The organism is Pseudomonas asgharzadehiana (assembly GCF_019139815.1).
In the GTDB taxonomy this organism is placed as follows: domain Bacteria; phylum Pseudomonadota; class Gammaproteobacteria; order Pseudomonadales; family Pseudomonadaceae; genus Aquipseudomonas; species Aquipseudomonas asgharzadehiana.
Map to the genome: position 1 here is coordinate 818,315 of NZ_CP077079.1, position 15,663 is coordinate 833,977.

At 61.4% G+C, this 15,663-nt stretch carries 13 protein-coding genes; 12 read left to right on the top strand and 1 reads right to left on the bottom strand.

All coding sequences use genetic code 11. The features are described from left to right. The first annotated feature begins 54 nt into the window (after positions 1-54). The 11 genes from rpsF to KSS96_RS03660 all read left to right on the top strand — a co-directional run bounded on the left by rpsF (position 55) and on the right by KSS96_RS03660 (position 14,533). On the top strand, positions 55-477 hold the full coding sequence (gene rpsF / locus KSS96_RS03610) for a 30S ribosomal protein S6 (RefSeq protein WP_003171371.1): 423 nt from the start codon (positions 55-57) through the stop codon (positions 475-477). A 29-nt stretch (positions 478-506) separates the two neighbouring features. Further along, the gene (rpsR, locus tag KSS96_RS03615) at positions 507-737 is read left to right on the top strand and encodes a 30S ribosomal protein S18 (RefSeq protein WP_003171373.1); all 231 of its coding nucleotides are present in this window, start codon (positions 507-509) and stop codon (positions 735-737) included. 36 nt (positions 738-773) lie between these two features. Further along, positions 774-1,667 (top strand): YybS family protein, encoded by an 894-nt coding sequence (locus tag KSS96_RS03620; protein ID WP_017526411.1) that lies wholly within the window; start codon positions 774-776, stop codon positions 1,665-1,667. 18 nt (positions 1,668-1,685) lie between these two features. After that, a complete protein-coding gene (gene rplI, locus KSS96_RS03625) occupies positions 1,686-2,132 on the top strand; it encodes a 50S ribosomal protein L9 (RefSeq protein WP_003171376.1) in 447 nt (148 codons plus the stop codon). Between the two features lie 110 nt (positions 2,133-2,242). Next, complete coding sequence (gene dnaB, locus KSS96_RS03630) at positions 2,243-3,640, top strand: replicative DNA helicase (RefSeq protein ID WP_017526410.1); 1,398 nt, start codon at positions 2,243-2,245, stop codon at positions 3,638-3,640. A 96-nt stretch (positions 3,641-3,736) separates the two neighbouring features. Next, complete coding sequence (locus KSS96_RS03635; protein ID WP_017526409.1) at positions 3,737-6,040, top strand: YgiQ family radical SAM protein; 2,304 nt, start codon at positions 3,737-3,739, stop codon at positions 6,038-6,040. 213 nt (positions 6,041-6,253) lie between these two features. Further along, positions 6,254-7,177: an Ssp4 family T6SS effector gene (gene ssp4, locus KSS96_RS03640; RefSeq protein WP_017526408.1), complete on the top strand. Its 924-nt coding sequence runs from the start codon at positions 6,254-6,256 to the stop codon at positions 7,175-7,177. Then, positions 7,170-7,619, top strand: a complete 450-nt coding sequence (locus KSS96_RS03645) for a hypothetical protein (RefSeq protein WP_017526407.1) — start codon at positions 7,170-7,172, stop codon at positions 7,617-7,619. Before ssp4 ends, KSS96_RS03645 begins: the two co-directional genes overlap by 8 nt. Positions 7,620-7,795: 176 nt before the next feature. Next, positions 7,796-11,086 (top strand): transglutaminase family protein, encoded by a 3,291-nt coding sequence (locus tag KSS96_RS03650; RefSeq protein WP_217855737.1) that lies wholly within the window; start codon positions 7,796-7,798, stop codon positions 11,084-11,086. 70 nt (positions 11,087-11,156) lie between these two features. After that, on the top strand, positions 11,157-13,643 hold the full coding sequence (locus KSS96_RS03655) for a circularly permuted type 2 ATP-grasp protein (RefSeq protein WP_017526404.1): 2,487 nt from the start codon (positions 11,157-11,159) through the stop codon (positions 13,641-13,643). Next, positions 13,643-14,533, top strand: a complete 891-nt coding sequence (locus tag KSS96_RS03660) for a transglutaminase family protein (RefSeq protein ID WP_017526403.1) — start codon at positions 13,643-13,645, stop codon at positions 14,531-14,533. Before KSS96_RS03655 ends, KSS96_RS03660 begins: the two co-directional genes overlap by 1 nt. A gap of 46 nt (positions 14,534-14,579) precedes the next feature. On the opposite strand, the gene KSS96_RS03665 is transcribed toward KSS96_RS03660, so the two are convergent. Further along, a complete protein-coding gene (locus tag KSS96_RS03665; RefSeq protein ID WP_017526402.1) occupies positions 14,580-14,762 on the bottom strand; it encodes a hypothetical protein in 183 nt (60 codons plus the stop codon). Between the two features lie 332 nt (positions 14,763-15,094). Between KSS96_RS03665 and azu the strand changes: the two genes are divergently transcribed. After that, positions 15,095-15,541, top strand: a complete 447-nt coding sequence (gene azu / locus KSS96_RS03670) for an azurin (RefSeq protein WP_017526401.1) — start codon at positions 15,095-15,097, stop codon at positions 15,539-15,541. Positions 15,542-15,663 lie beyond the last annotated feature (122 nt).

A 15,663-nucleotide genomic window follows, 5' to 3' on the forward strand; every position in this document is an offset into this window, starting at 1 on the left:
CACTCCTTGTCTGACCGTTTTTGAGCGGCAGGCTACAACCCGTAAGGAGCATTCATGCGTCATTACGAAATCATCTTTTTGGTCCACCCGGATCAAAGCGAGCAAGTCGGCGGCATGGTTGAGCGTTACACCAAGCTGATCGAAGAAGACGGCGGCAAAATCCACCGTCTGGAAGATTGGGGCCGTCGTCAACTGGCCTACGCAATCAACAATGTTCACAAGGCTCACTACGTGATGCTGAACGTTGAGTGCACCGGCAAGGCCCTGGCCGAGCTGGAAGACAACTTCCGCTACAACGATGCAGTGATCCGTAACCTGGTCATCCGTCGCGAAGAAGCCGTTACCGGCCAATCCGAGATGCTCAAGGCTGAAGAAAACCGCAGTGAGCGCCGTGAGCGTCGCGACCGTCCTGAGCACGAAGGCGCTGATAGCGCTGACAGTGATGACAGCGACAGCAGCGATAACGCTGACGAGTAATCCACGGACCTTATTAAGGAGCCTATCAAATGGCACGTTTCTTCCGTCGTCGTAAGTTTTGCCGCTTCACCGCTGAAGAAGTGAAGGAGATCGATTACAAAGATCTCAACACTCTGAAAGCCTACGTATCCGAGACCGGCAAAATTGTTCCAAGCCGTATCACCGGTACCAAAGCACGTTATCAGCGTCAGCTGGCCACCGCTATCAAGCGCGCCCGCTTCCTGGCCCTGCTGGCCTACACCGACAGCCACGGCCGCTGAGACCGGGCAGTCGACAAGTAGTAAGGGATTGAATGCATGCGCGCCTTAGCTGAGTTCATCATGCGCGGCCGTATGCAGGCCACTCTGGTAGTGGCTGGCTGTGCGGCATTGCCGTTGCTTTATTGGTTGGGTGCCGCCGCGGGTTGCCTTGTGCTGCTGCGGCGCGGTTTGAAGGACGCCCTTGGCGTTCTTGCCCTGGGTTTGTTGCCGGCCTTGATCTGGTGGCTGCAAATGGGTGATCCACGGGTACTTCTGGTACTGCTGGGGTCATCGAGCCTTGCGTTGGTTTTGCGCGCAAGTGAGTCCTGGGTCCGTACGCTGCTGGTCAGCGTGGCATTGGGGTTGGTGTACTCAGTGATGCTTGGCGCGGCTTTCCGCCCGCAAATCGAGGCGCTGGCGCAGGAGATCGTCAAGATCCTGCCGCTGGCCCTCGGGGATCTCTACCAGCAATTATCGGTAGATGAGCGAGCGCGGTTTGCGTCACTGATTGCCCCGGTCCTGACCGGCCTGATTGCGGCTTTGTTGCAGGTCGTCAGCGTGCTGAGCCTGATTCTTGGGCGTTATTGGCAGGCGTTGTTGTACAACCCGGGTGGTTTTGGTCGCGAGTTTCGCGGTATCAGAATCCCCGCGGGGCCGGCGATGTTGCTGCTGGCGTGCATGGTTGTCGGGCCGAACTTCGGCCCACAGATGGCCTTGCTGGCGCCGATTTGCAGCGTACCGCTGGTGTTTGCCGGGTTGGCCCTGATCCATGGGCTCGTTGCGCGCAAGCGCCTGGCCAGGTTCTGGCTGGTGGGGTTGTACGTCACGCTGTTGCTGTTCATGCAGCTGATCTATCCGTTACTCGTGGTTCTGGCCATTGTCGACGGCCTGATTGATTTTCGCGGTCGTCTGGCGCCGAAAGACGCCGATAACGCGAACGGTGAAGGTTAAAAGTTAGAGGATTTTCACATGCAACTGATCCTTCTGGAAAAAGTCGCCAACCTGGGCAACCTGGGCGACAAAGTGAACGTTAAGGCCGGTTACGGTCGTAACTACCTGCTGCCATACGGCAAAGCCACCGCTGCAACCGCTGCCAACCTGGCTGCGTTTGAAGAGCGTCGTGCCGAGCTGGAAAAAGCAGCAGCAGACAAGAAAGCTTCGGCCGAAACTCGCGCTGCCCAACTGGCTGAGCTGGAAGTGACTATCACTGCCACCGCTGGTGACGAAGGCAAGCTGTTCGGTTCGATCGGCACCCACGACATCGCTGATGCACTGACCGCCTCCGGCGTTGAAGTGCAGAAGAGCGAAGTTCGTCTGCCGAACGGCACCATCCGCAACGTAGGCGAATTCGACGTAGCCGTGCACCTGCACGCCGAAGTTGAAGCCACCGTACGCGTTGTCGTGGTAGCAGCTTAAGCAGCACCTAACTGGCTGGCACCTCGCGTGTCAGCCGGTTAACATCGGGCACGATCCTGTTTACAGGTCGTGCCTTTTGTTTTTCTACAATCCCCAAATTCCAAGTGGCCATGAACGATATTTCAGCTCCTGAGCAATACGATCTGCAAACCGCTGCCCTGAAGGTGCCGCCGCATTCCATCGAGGCCGAACAGGCCGTGCTCGGTGGCTTGATGCTGGACAACAACGCCTGGGAACGCGTGTTGGATCAAGTCTCGGACGGTGACTTCTACCGCCATGACCACCGCCTGATTTTCCGCGCCATCGCCAAGCTGGCCGACCAGAACTCACCGATCGACGTGGTGACCCTGGCCGAGCAGTTGGACAAAGAGGGTCAGACCTCCCAGGTCGGCGGCCTCGGCTACCTCGGTGAGCTGGCAAAAAACACGCCGTCCGTCGCCAACATCAAGGCCTATGCCCAGATCGTGCGCGAGCGGGCCACTCTGCGCCAATTGATCGGCATCAGCACCGAAATCGCCGACAGTGCCTTCAACCCCGAGGGCCGCACCGCCGCCGAGATTCTCGACGAGGCCGAGCGCCAGATCTTCCAGATCGCCGAAGCACGCCCGAAAACCGGCGGCCCGGTCAGCGTCAACGACCTGTTGACCAAGGCCATCGATCGCATCGACACCCTGTTCAACACCGACAACGCGATCACCGGTATTTCCACCGGCTACACGGACCTCGATGAGAAGACCAGCGGCCTGCAGCCGTCCGACTTGATCATCGTCGCCGGCCGTCCATCCATGGGTAAGACCACCTTTGCGATGAACCTGGTGGAAAACGCGGTGTTGCGCAGCGACAAGACAGTCCTGGTGTACTCCCTGGAGATGCCAGGTGAATCGCTGATCATGCGTATGCTTTCGTCCCTCGGCCGTATCGACCAGACCAAGGTGCGTGCCGGTCGCCTCGAAGACGATGACTGGCCACGCCTGACCTCGGCGGTCAACCTGCTCAATGACCGCAAGCTGTTTATCGATGATACGGCGGGCATCAGCCCCTCCGAGATGCGCGCGCGTACCCGTCGCCTGGTGCGTGAGCACGGCGACATCGCCCTGATCATGATCGACTACCTGCAATTGATGCAGATCCCAGGTTCCAGCGGTGACAACCGTACCAACGAAATTTCCGAGATCTCCCGGTCGCTGAAAGCCCTGGCCAAGGAGTTCAACTGCCCGGTGGTGGCGCTGTCCCAGCTCAACCGTTCCCTGGAGCAACGTCCCAACAAGCGTCCGGTGAACTCCGACTTGCGTGAATCCGGAGCGATCGAGCAGGACGCCGACGTGATCATGTTCGTGTACCGCGACGAGGTGTATCACCCCGAAACGGAACACAAAGGCATTGCCGAGATCATCATCGGCAAGCAGCGTAACGGCCCGATTGGCTTTATCCGCCTGGCATTCATCGGTAAGTACACGCGTTTCGAGAACCTGGCGCCGGGCAGTTACAACTTCGACGACGACGAATAATCCGTCTATTCAATTCCGACCATTACCGTCGGAATTGGTCAAAATTTGTGCTATATTCCGCGCCCGCGATTTTTCATCTCAACACCGGTCACCGTCATGCAAACAGCCAAGCCGTTATTTGACTATCCCAAGTACTGGGCCGAATGTTTCGGTCCTGCGCCATTCCTGCCCATGAGCAGGGAGGAGATGGATCAGCTTGGCTGGGATTCGTGCGACATCATCATCGTCACCGGTGATGCCTACGTTGACCACCCCTCGTTCGGCATGGCGATCATCGGCCGGCTGCTGGAGTCCCAGGGCTTTCGCGTCGGGATCATTGCCCAGCCGAACTGGCAGTCCAAAGACGATTTCATGAAGCTTGGCGAGCCCAACCTGTTCTTTGGCGTCGCGGCCGGCAACATGGACTCGATGATCAACCGCTACACCGCCGACAAGAAAATCCGTTCCGACGACGCCTACACCCCCGGCGGCATGGCCGGCAAGCGCCCGGACCGTGCGAGCCTGGTGTACAGCCAGCGCTGCAAGGAAGCCTACAAGAATGTGCCGATCGTACTCGGCGGCATCGAAGCGTCCCTGCGTCGCATTGCCCACTACGACTACTGGCAGGACCGCGTGCGCAACTCGATCCTGATCGACGCCACCGCCGATATCCTGCTGTACGGCAACGCCGAGCGGGCCATTGTCGAAGTTGCCCAGCGCCTGTCGTGGGGCCACAAGATCGAAGACATCACCGACGTGCGCGGTACCGCGTTCATTCGCCGGGACACGCCGGCGGGCTGGTATGAGGTGGACTCCACGCGTATCGACCGTCCGGGCAAGATCGACAAGATCATCAACCCGTACGTCAACACCCAGGACACCCAGGCTTGCGCTATCGAGCAAGAGAAGGGGCCTGTTGATGACCCGGAAGAAGCCAAGGTCGTACAGATCCTGGCCAGCCCGCGCATGACCCGTGACAAGACCGTGATCCGCCTGCCGTCGGTGGAAAAGGTCCGTGGCGACGCGGTGCTCTACGCCCACGCCAACCGCGTGCTGCACCTGGAAACCAACCCGGGCAACGCCCGTGCCCTGGTGCAAAAGCACGGTGAAGTGGATGTGTGGTTCAACCCGCCGCCCATCCCGATGACCACCGAAGAAATGGACTACGTGTTCGGCATGCCTTACGCACGTGTTCCGCACCCGGCGTACGGCAAGGAAAAGATCCCGGCCTACGACATGATCCGCTTCTCGGTGAACATCATGCGGGGCTGCTTCGGCGGCTGCACCTTCTGCTCGATCACCGAGCACGAAGGCCGCATTATCCAGAACCGTTCCGAAGAATCGATCATTCGCGAAATCGAAGAGATCCGCGACAAAGTACCCGGCTTCACCGGGGTGATCTCCGACCTCGGCGGCCCGACCGCGAACATGTACCGCATCGCCTGCAAGAGCCCGGAAATCGAATCCGCGTGCCGCAAGCCGTCCTGCGTGTTCCCCGGCATCTGCCCGAACCTGAACACCGACCATTCGTCGCTGATCCAGCTGTACCGCAGCGCCCGTGCGTTGCCGGGTGTGAAGAAGATCCTGATCGCTTCCGGCCTGCGCTACGACCTGGCCGTCGAGTCGCCGGAATACGTGAAAGAGCTGGTGACCCACCACGTCGGTGGTTACCTCAAGATCGCCCCGGAACACACCGAGGAAGGTCCGCTCAACCAGATGATGAAACCGGGCATCGGCAGCTATGACAAGTTCAAGCGCATGTTCGAGAAGTACACCAAGGAAGCGGGCAAAGAGCAGTACCTGATCCCCTACTTCATCGCCGCCCACCCTGGCACCACCGATGAAGACATGATGAACCTGGCCCTGTGGCTCAAGGGCAACGGTTTCCGTGCCGACCAGGTGCAGGCGTTCTACCCGTCGCCGATGGCCACCGCCACCGCGATGTATCACTCGGGCAAGAACCCGCTGCGCAAGGTCACCTACAAGAGTGACGCGGTCACCATCGTCAAGAGCGAGGAGCAGCGCCGCCTGCACAAGGCGTTCCTGCGTTACCACGACCCCAAAGGCTGGCCAATGCTGCGTGAAGCGCTGACCCGCATGGGCCGTGCCGACCTGATCGGCCCGGGCAAGGACCAGTTGATCCCGCTGCACCAGCCGAGCACCGACAGCTACCAGAGCGCCCGTCGCAAGAACTCGACGCCGGCCGGCAGCCACAAGGTCGCCAAGGAAACCACCACTAAAATCCTCACCCAGCACACCGGTTTGCCGCCTCGTGGCAGCGACGGCAGCAACCCGTGGGACAAGCGTGAACAAGCCAAGGCCGCCGCCCAGGCACGTAACAAACAGGCGGCCAAAGAGCGCAGCGATGCGGCCAAGGGTAAAGGCGGCAAGCCGGCGCGCAAGCCGGTTGTACCTCGTTGATCGCCGCTTGAATATGCAGAACGCCAGCCTTGAGCTGGCGTTTTGCTGTGTGGCGAGTGGGTAGCCTGTTTGCTAAGGTGGCGCCCATTAGATCGCCATCGGGAGCAAGCCCCCTCCCACACGTGTTGCGTGAATACATTCAAAATGTGGGAGGGGGCTTGCCCCCGATAGCATCAGCCCAGTCACCACCCCCCTTCAAGGAAGAGCACCCCAATGAGCAACCCCCTGCTCAACATCGGCATGGACTCCAACCGCTCCCAGTTCATGGCGCGCCAGCGCATCGAAAGCCAGATCAACCTGCCACGCCTGTTTGCGGCCATTGATGCTGACCCGGCCATCGTGGGGGCGGGCGTCGTGTATATCGACGCCGATTTCAACGTGGTCACCCTGCGTGAATTCCAGCCGATCTGCAGCATTGCCCCCAAGCGCATTATTTTGCGTGAAGCGCAGAAGTACATTGCCCCGGCGCAGTTTGCGCAACAGGTCCAGGACAACCCTCGCGAATCGCGCCTCGTGGGAGAGGCGATCAATACGTCTCTGTCCTGCGCAGGCGCGATCATCGGTTGGATCGTCGTGCTCAGCGGTACCGTCGCCGTGCCGTTCACGGCGGGCGCCAGCAGCGTGATCACGGCCATCGGCTATACCGCCGCCACGGCCAGCACGCTGCAGTGTTTTGCCAGTGGTTATCGCGTCAGCAATGAGATCAGTGACCCCTCCAAAAACGACAAGCTCGACAGCTCGGAGTGGTATCAGTACACGATGATCGCGCTGGATGCGGCGTCCTTGATCGGGGTCGGGGCATCGACGTTGACCACGATAAAGCTGGTGCGGCTGAACCAGGCCACCACCGGCAAAAGCGTGCGGGAGGTATTGCGAGGATTGAACCGGCAAGAGCGCGCCAAGCTCACCAAGGAACTGCTCAGCATCCAGGACCCGCGCATGACCGCCAAAATGCTCAAGTTGAAGCAACTGTCCGGCGAGGCGACCAAGCGTTTCACCCCCGCCCAGGTCAAGCATGCAACGGTGACCCAGATACAGGATGCCCTGGGCGCGGCCATCGGCTTCACCGGCAGTGCAATCTCGGGGAACGTACGCACCATTGCCGTGGGACTGTATGAGGAAATGAGCAATGAATGAGCTACCCGGTATTCGCAGTTTTCTGGCGCAGTACTTCCCGGTCTTCATGGGGGCGATTTTCGCGGCGGTGTTCAGCCTGGTATTCGCGGTGCCACTGATTTTCGACAGTTATTTCCCGCGCTTGCCGATGGACGACAACCTCAAGTATTCCTTCCTGGGTGGCCTCGCGCTGACGTGGGGCATCGTGCAGTGCAATTTCATGATCGCGCGCGGGCGGCCGCAATGGGTATGGCCGCTGGTGATGTTGCTTGCGCTCTGTGTTCTGGGGGTGCTGCCCACCATCGCGTTTGGTCCGCATCCGCTTTCCTATGGCTTGAGCCTGCTGTTCCCGCTGTTGGGGTTGCTGCTGCTCAACAGTAAGCGTCACCGCGAAATGCGCCAGAAACTGGTTGAAGTGAGGCGGCTGCGCCAAGCCATCATCGCCACACACAAAGCACGCTAGATGGGTAGATTCGCCACCCTGCGCCACAAATATGTGCAGCTCTTGCACCATGGCACGTACATTGGCGCCGTTTTGGTGCTGTACTGCAGCGGGTCTTACGATAACGCGCAATGATCGCCGCTCTGGCATAAGTCTTGCGCACGTTGTGTCCATGCCCTGGCTCGCAGGAGGCCGCCGTGTCGATTCATGTCGCGTTGCACCACGTTACGCATTACCGCTACGACCGCGCTGTTGAACTCGGCCCACAAATCGTGCGTTTACGCCCAGCGGCTCATAGCCGTACGCGGATTTTGTCCTACGCACTCAAAGTGCTGCCCGAGCAGCACTTCATCAACTGGCAGCAAGACCCCCAGGGCAATTACCTGGCGCGCCTGGTTTTTCCGGAAAAGACCGATCAACTGCGTATCGAAGTCGACCTGGTCGCCGAGATGGCGGTGTTCAACCCGTTCGACTTTTTCCTTGAGCCTTACGCCGAGAAAATCCCCTTCAGCTACGCCGCCGATGAGCAACGTGAGTTGGCGCCGTACCTGGAAACCCTGCCGCTGACCCCGAAATTCGCCGCCTACCTGGCCGGTATCGACCGTACGCCGTTGCCCGCCGTGGACTTTCTGGTGGGCCTCAACCAGCGCCTGGCCGCCGATATCGGTTACCTGATCCGCATGGAACCGGGCGTGCAAACCCCGGAATTCACCCTGGAAAACGCCTCCGGCTCGTGCCGCGACTCGGCGTGGTTGCTGGTGCAACTGCTGCGCAACCTGGGCTTGGCGGCGCGGTTTGTGTCGGGCTACCTGATTCAACTGACCGCCGACGTCAAAGCCCTTGATGGCCCGTCCGGCACCGAAGTGGACTTCACCGACCTGCATGCCTGGTGCGAAGTGTATTTGCCCGGTGCCGGCTGGATCGGCCTGGACGCCACGTCCGGCTTGTTTGCCGGTGAAGGGCATATCCCGTTGGCCTGTAGCCCTGACCCATCGTCCGCCGCACCGATCAGTGGGCTGGTGGAACCGTGCGAGTGCGAATTTACCCACGAAATGTCGGTAGAGCGGATCTGGGAAGCCCCACGGGTGACCAAGCCCTACACCGAAGAGCAATGGCTGGCGATCCAGGCCCTGGGCCGGCAAATCGACGGCGACCTGCTCAAGGACGATGTACGCCTGACCATGGGCGGCGAACCGACCTTCGTGTCCATCGACGATCCCGATGGCGCCGAGTGGAACACCGCGGCCCTCGGCCCGGACAAACGTCGCCTGTCGGCCGAGCTGTTCCAGCGCATGCGCCAGCACTATGCGCCCAAGGGCCTGGTGCATTTCGGCCAGGGCAAGTGGTACCCCGGCGAGCAACTGCCGCGCTGGTCGCTCAACTGCTACTGGCGCCGCGACGGCGTGCCGATCTGGCACAACAGCGCGTTGATTGCCGATGAACAACAAGACTACGGCGCCGATGGGGTGATGGCCGGGCGCTTCCTGGCCAGCGTCGCCGAGCGCCTCAAACTGCCGGCGCGCTTTGTGTTCCCGGCTTTCGAAGACAATTTCTACTACCTGTGGCGTGAAGGCGCGCTGCCGCACAACGTCACCGCCCAAGAACCGCGCCTGAGCGATGACCTGGAGCGCGCGCGCCTGCGCAAAGTGTTCAGCCAGGGGCTGGATAAAGTCATCGGTCAAGTGTTGCCGTTGGCGCGCACGGCGGCCAATGACCGTTGGCAAAGCGGCCGCTGGTACCTGCGCGACAATCACTGCCGCCTGGTGCCGGGGGATTCGCCGCTGGGCTATCGCCTGCCGCTGGCGTCGCAGCCATGGGTGACGGCGGCGGAATATCCGTTTGTGCATCCCACTGACCCGAACCAGGAGCAGCCGCCGCTGCCCACCACCGCGCAACTGCAAAGCCACGGTGAGCCTGCGCCCAGTGAAGACCGCGTGCCAGAGGTGGACGAGTCCGCCGATTGGCTGACCCGCACCGCGCTGTGCGCTGAAGCACGGGAAGGGCGCCTGTACCTGTTTATGCCGCCCTTGGAGCGGGTCGAAGATTACCTGGAGCTGGTGGCTGCCATCGAGGCCACCGCTGAGGAGTTGCACTGCCCGGTGCTGCTGGAAGGCTATGAACCGCCGTTCGATATGCGCCTGAGCAACTTCCGGATCACGCCGGACCCCGGTGTGATCGAGGTCAACGTGCAGCCGTCCGCCACCTGGGACGAGTTGGTCGAGCGCACCGAGTTCCTCTATGAAGAGGCTCGGCAAACCCGCCTGACCACAGAGAAGTTCATGATCGACGGGCGCCACACCGGCACCGGTGGCGGTAACCACTTTGTACTCGGCGGCGCCACGCCCAAGGACTCGCCGTTCCTGCGTCGCCCCGACTTGCTGCGCAGTTTGATCAGCTACTGGCATAACCATCCGTCGCTGTCTTACCTGTTTTCCGGCTTGTTTATCGGCCCGACCTCCCAGGCGCCACGGGTGGATGAAGCGCGTAACGATGCGTTGTATGAGCTGGAAATCGCCTTTGCACAGATGCCCGCCCCCGGTGAAGACTGCCCCCCTTGGTTGGTGGACCGCCTGTTGCGCAACCTGCTCATCGACGTGACGGGCAACACCCACCGCGCCGAATTCTGCATCGACAAGCTCTACTCGCCCGACGGCGCCACAGGCCGCTTGGGCCTGCTGGAACTGCGTGCCTTTGAAATGCCGCCCCATGCGCGCATGAGCCTGACCCAGCAGCTGCTGCTGCGGGCGCTGGTCGCGCGCTTCTGGCGTGAACCCTATGCACCGCCGACATTGGCACGCTGGGGCACCGAGCTGCATGACCGTTTCCTGCTGCCGCACTTTATCGAGCAGGATTTCGCCGACGTCATTGTCGAACTCAACGCCGCCGGCTACCCGCTGCGCGCCGAGTGGTTTGCCGCGCACCTGGAGTTCCGTTTTCCCAAGATCGGCGACTACGCCGTCAGCGGCATCGAACTGGAACTGCGCCAGGCCCTTGAACCTTGGCATGTCCTGGGCGAGGAGGGCGCAGTGGGCGGCACGGTGCGGTATGTGGACTCGTCGCTGGAGCGCCTGCAAGTCAAGCTCAGCGGCCTGGCGCCGCAACGTTATCTGCTGACCTGCAACGGCATCCCGGTGCCGCTGCAACCCACCGGCCGTGTAGGTGAGTTTGTCGCCGGTGTGCGCTATCGCGCCTGGCAACCGGCCAACTGCCTGCAACCGACCATCCCGGTGCACGCGCCGTTGGTGTTCGACCTGCTGGACACCTGGATGCAACGCTCCTTGGGCGGCTGCCAGTACCACGTCGCGCACCCGGGCGGGCGCAATTACGACAGCTTGCCGGTGAATGCCAACGGAGCCGAGAGCCGGCGGCAGGAGCGGTTCTTCCGGTTGGGGCATACGCCTGGAAAGCTGCCGGTGCCAAACCTGGAGATTAATGACGAGCTGCCGATGACTCTGGATCTACGACGTTTTCCCAATAAAAAAGACTGAATGCGACCACAGCGGATTTGCAGTGTTTGTTAGGTTAATCTGAGCCCCTTTGCCTCTGCCCGAGCGTTCCATGTCCGACTTGCTCGACCGTTACCCGCTCACCGCGGGCACTTATCATGAACTGCTGGATGACAGCGGTGAGGTGCGTGCCCATTGGCGGCGCCTGCTCGACCACCTGCAACGCAGCACCCCGGCGCAACTGGCCCAGCGCCAGGCGCTGCTGACGCGGCAGATCCAGGAAAACGGCGTGACCTACAACGTCTACGCCGACCCCAAGGGCGCCGACCGCCCGTGGGAGCTGGACTTGTTGCCCCACGTGCTGGCCGCCGATGAATGGCAGCAGTTGTCTGCCGGTATCGCCCAGCGTGCGCGCCTGCTCAATGCTGTGCTTGCCGATCTCTACGGCCCGCAGCGCCTGATCAAGGAAGGCTTGCTGCCGGCGGAGCTGGTGTTCGGGCATAACAATTTCCTGTGGCCGTGCCAGGGCATCCTGCCCCCCGACGGCACCTTTCTGCATCTGTACGCCGTGGACCTGGCGCGCACCCCGGATGGTCGTTGGTGGGTCACCGCCGACCGGACCCAGGCCCCGTCCGGCGCCGGTTATGCGCTGGAAAACCGCACCATCGTGTCCCGCGCCTTCCCGGACCTGTACCGTGATTTGCAGGTGCAACACCTCACCGGTTTCTTCCGTACGCTTCAGGAAACCCTGGCCCGCCAGGCCCCCGGCGACGACCAGCCGCCGCTGATCGTGCTGCTCACCCCTGGCCGCTTCAACGAAAGCTACTTCGAACACCTTTACCTCGCCCGCCAGCTCGGCTACCCCTTGGTGGAAGGCGGCGACCTGACCGTGCGCGACAGCACCGTGTACCTCAAGACCCTCAGCGGCCTGCGCCGGGTGCACGCGATCATGCGGCGCCTGGATGATGACTTCTGTGACCCGTTGGAGCTGCGCACCGACTCGGCCCTCGGCGTGCCCGGCCTGCTTGATGCGGTACGCCAGGGCAATGTGCTGGTGGCCAATGCGTTGGGCAGTGGCGTGCTGGAGTCGCCGGGGCTGCTGGGGTTTCTGCCGAAAATCAACGAATTCCTGTTCGGTGAAGCGCTGATTCTGCCGTCCATCGCCACGTGGTGGTGCGGTGAGGCGCCGGTGCTCGCCGAAGCCTTGGCGAAGCTGCCGGAGTTGCTGATCAAACCGGCATTTCCATCGCAGAGTTTCGCCCCGGTCTTTGGCCGCGATTTGAACGATGAACAACGCCAGGCCCTGGCCCAGCGCATGCGTGCACGACCCTATGCCTATGTCGCCCAAGAGTTGGCGCAACTGTCCCAGGCGCCGGTATGGCACACCGTGGATGACCACCTGCAACACCGCGCCATCGGCATGCGTGTGTACGCCGTGGCCAGCGCCGATGGCTACCGCGTGCTGCCCGGTGGCCTGACCCGCGTGGCGGCCGAGGCCGATGCCGAAGTGGTGTCGATGCAGCGCGGTGGCGCCAGCAAAGACACCTGGGTGCTCGGCGAACGCGCGCCGGGCGGCGAGCAGTGGCGTGCGCAGCGCATGATTGGCGCGCATGACCTGGTGCGCCGCGATCCTTATCTGCCGTCCCGCGTGGTGGAGAACCTGTTCTGGTTCGGCCGCTATTGCGAGCGTTGCGATGACAGTGCGCGTTGGCTGCGTATCGTGCTGGCGCGCTACGTCGATGGTGACGATCCATTGGCGTTGCAGGCCGCCGTGGAGCTGGGTGAAAACCTGCGTCTGTTGCCGGAGGAAGACGCGCTGCCCGAACGCCTGATGGCCGCGTTACTCGGTGATGACTGGCCGCAAAGCCTGCGCGCCAACCTGCAGCGCTTGCAGTGGGCGGCGTCCCAGGTGCGCGGCAAGTTGTCCCGTGAGAACTGGCAGGCTCTGGTCGAGCTGCAACGCGAAGCCCTGGAACTGGAAAACGAAAGCCCGGACTTTGGCGAGTTGCTCGATTTTCTCAACCGCCTGGTCATGTCCCTCGCCGCGCTGTCCGGCTTTGCCCTGGACGACATGACGCGCGACGAAGGCTGGCGCTTCCTGATGATGGGCCGGCGTATCGAGCGCCTGCAATTTCTGAGCAGCAGCCTTGCGGCGTTTCTGCGCGGCGTGGCGGTATTCGATCAGGCGGGGCTGGAGTGGTTGCTGGAACTGGGCAATAGCAGCATCACCTATCGCTCGCGCTACCTGGCGGTGCCGCAGTTGATCCCGGTGCTCGACCTGTTGCTGCTTGACGAGCAGAACCCCCATGCGGTGCTGTTCCAGCTCAAGCTGGTGAGCCGCACCCTGCGTCGGCTCAACGACGATTTTGGCGTACCTCGCGAGACCGGCCTGGCCCCCTTGGTGGAGCGCCTGGCGCGTTTCGACCTGGGCTGCCTGGAGAACGGGCTGTTTGGCGAAACCAGCGTGCGTGCCGCGCTGGATGGCTTGGCCGACCTGCTGCAAGCGGTGGCCGATGAAAGCGGGCAAGTGTCGGACCGCCTGGCCTTGCGCCATTTTGCCCATGTGGATGATGTCAGCCAGCAAACGGTGTCGGTGTAATGAGCGCGCGCTACCAGATTTTCCACGATACCCATTACCACTACGACAGCCCGGTGTCCCTGGCGCAGCAACTGGCGCACCTGTGGCCACGGCCGTGTGCCTGGCAGCGCTGCACCGCGCAGCAACTGGAAATCAGCCCGCAGCCGTCGTCGCGGCGCGATGAGCTGGATGTGTTCGGCAACCCGATCACGCGCCTGGCCTTCGAGCGTCCCCACGATGAACTGTTGGTCAATGCCGGGCTGACCGTCGAAGTGCTGGCACGGCCGGTGCTGGATTTTCAGCAGTCGCCGCCCTGGGATCAGACGCGTGACAGCCTGACCTACAGCAGCCACACAATGACCCCTGAGCGGATCGAAGCGTGCCGCTATCGCTTCGAATCACCCTACGTGCACCTGAAAAAAACCTTCGTCGAGTTCTCCGAAAGCTGTTTCCCGCCCGGCGAGCCCTTGCTGCTCGGCGTGCAGGCGCTGATGGAAAAAATCTTCAGTGAATTCACCTTCGATGCCGAAGCCACCCAGGTCGCCACGCCCTTGGTGGAAGTGCTGGAACGCCGCCGCGGCGTATGCCAGGACTTCGCCCACCTGATGCTCGCCTGCCTGCGTTCGCGGGGCCTGGCGGCGCGTTATATCAGCGGCTACCTGCTCACCCAGCCACCGCCCGGCCAGCCACGGCTGATCGGCGCCGATGCCTCCCATGCGTGGGTCTCGGTGTTTTGCCCGGTGGCGGGTTGGGTGGATTTTGATCCGACGAATAACGTACAGCCGGCACTGGAGCACATCACCCTGGCCTGGGGCCGGGATTTTTCCGATGTGTCGCCGTTGCGGGGGGTGATTCTGGGGGGAGGGAGCCATGACCCGGAGGTACGGGTGACGGTGATGCCGCTGGAGTGACGGTGGATTGTGGTGAGCAGGGCGCGCCGGCTCACCACAAAGAAAATTATTCAGCCGGATCTTTTGGTGTTTCCGTCTCGTCGTTCGTTTCTTCAGCATCGACGTCCGGGTTCAGTGCGCCGGTTTCTTCATCGGCAGCGGCTTTCTTGCGTTGCAGTTTTTCCTCTTTCTTCTGTTCCTTGGCCAAGTCTCTCTGACGTTTGGCGAAGGAGTAATTAGGTTTGGCCATGGGCGATCCTCTTGGGTCGAAGGTGAGGGTGGCGGCGCGCAGCTGCCTTGGGTCGCTATGGTAGCAGCTTAGCGACGCGCTTGGTCTTCACTTACCGCAGGCATACGCGGCCAACAGGCCGTTGAAGAATTGATTGAAGTGCATGGCTCGGGCTCCAGTGAGTGTTGGGCCGATCATAGGCGGGTGCTGCGACTTAGGCTGGTAGATTGTGTTGATAAGTCTGATAGCCTAAAGTTGTATACAATTTGTTGATTCAGATCATAAGCATTCAAGCCCGTTTGAGGCACCCTTATCGCAATCCGCGTTGTTTAAACCCTGCCTTGGAGATTCACATGTTTGCCAAACTCGTTGCTGTTTCCCTGCTGACTCTGGCGAGCGGCCAGTTGCTTGCTGCAGAGTGCAAGGTCACCGTCGACTCCACTGACCAGATGTCCTTCAACACCAAAGCCATTGAAATCGACAAAAGCTGCAAGACGTTCACCGTTGAGCTGACTCACTCCGGCAGCTTGCCGAAAAATGTCATGGGGCATAACTGGGTACTGAGTTCTGCCGCCGATATGCCTGGTATCGCCAGCGACGGCATGGCCGCCGGTATCGACAAGAACTACCTGAAAGAAGGTGACGCCCGCATCATCGCCCACACCAAGATCATCGGTGCCGGCGAGAAAGATTCGGTGACGTTCGATGTGTCGAAACTGGCCGCCGGGACGGACTATGCGTTCTTCTGCTCGTTCCCAGGCCACATCTCGATGATGAAAGGCACTGTGGTCGTCAAATAAGGCCGCGTCATCGTTCGTCGGGAGCAAGCCCCCTCCCACATTCGACCGCATTCACATGCTGGAACTCGGTCAAGTGTGGGAGGGGGCTTGCCCCCGATAGCTATCTGACAGTCACTGCAAAG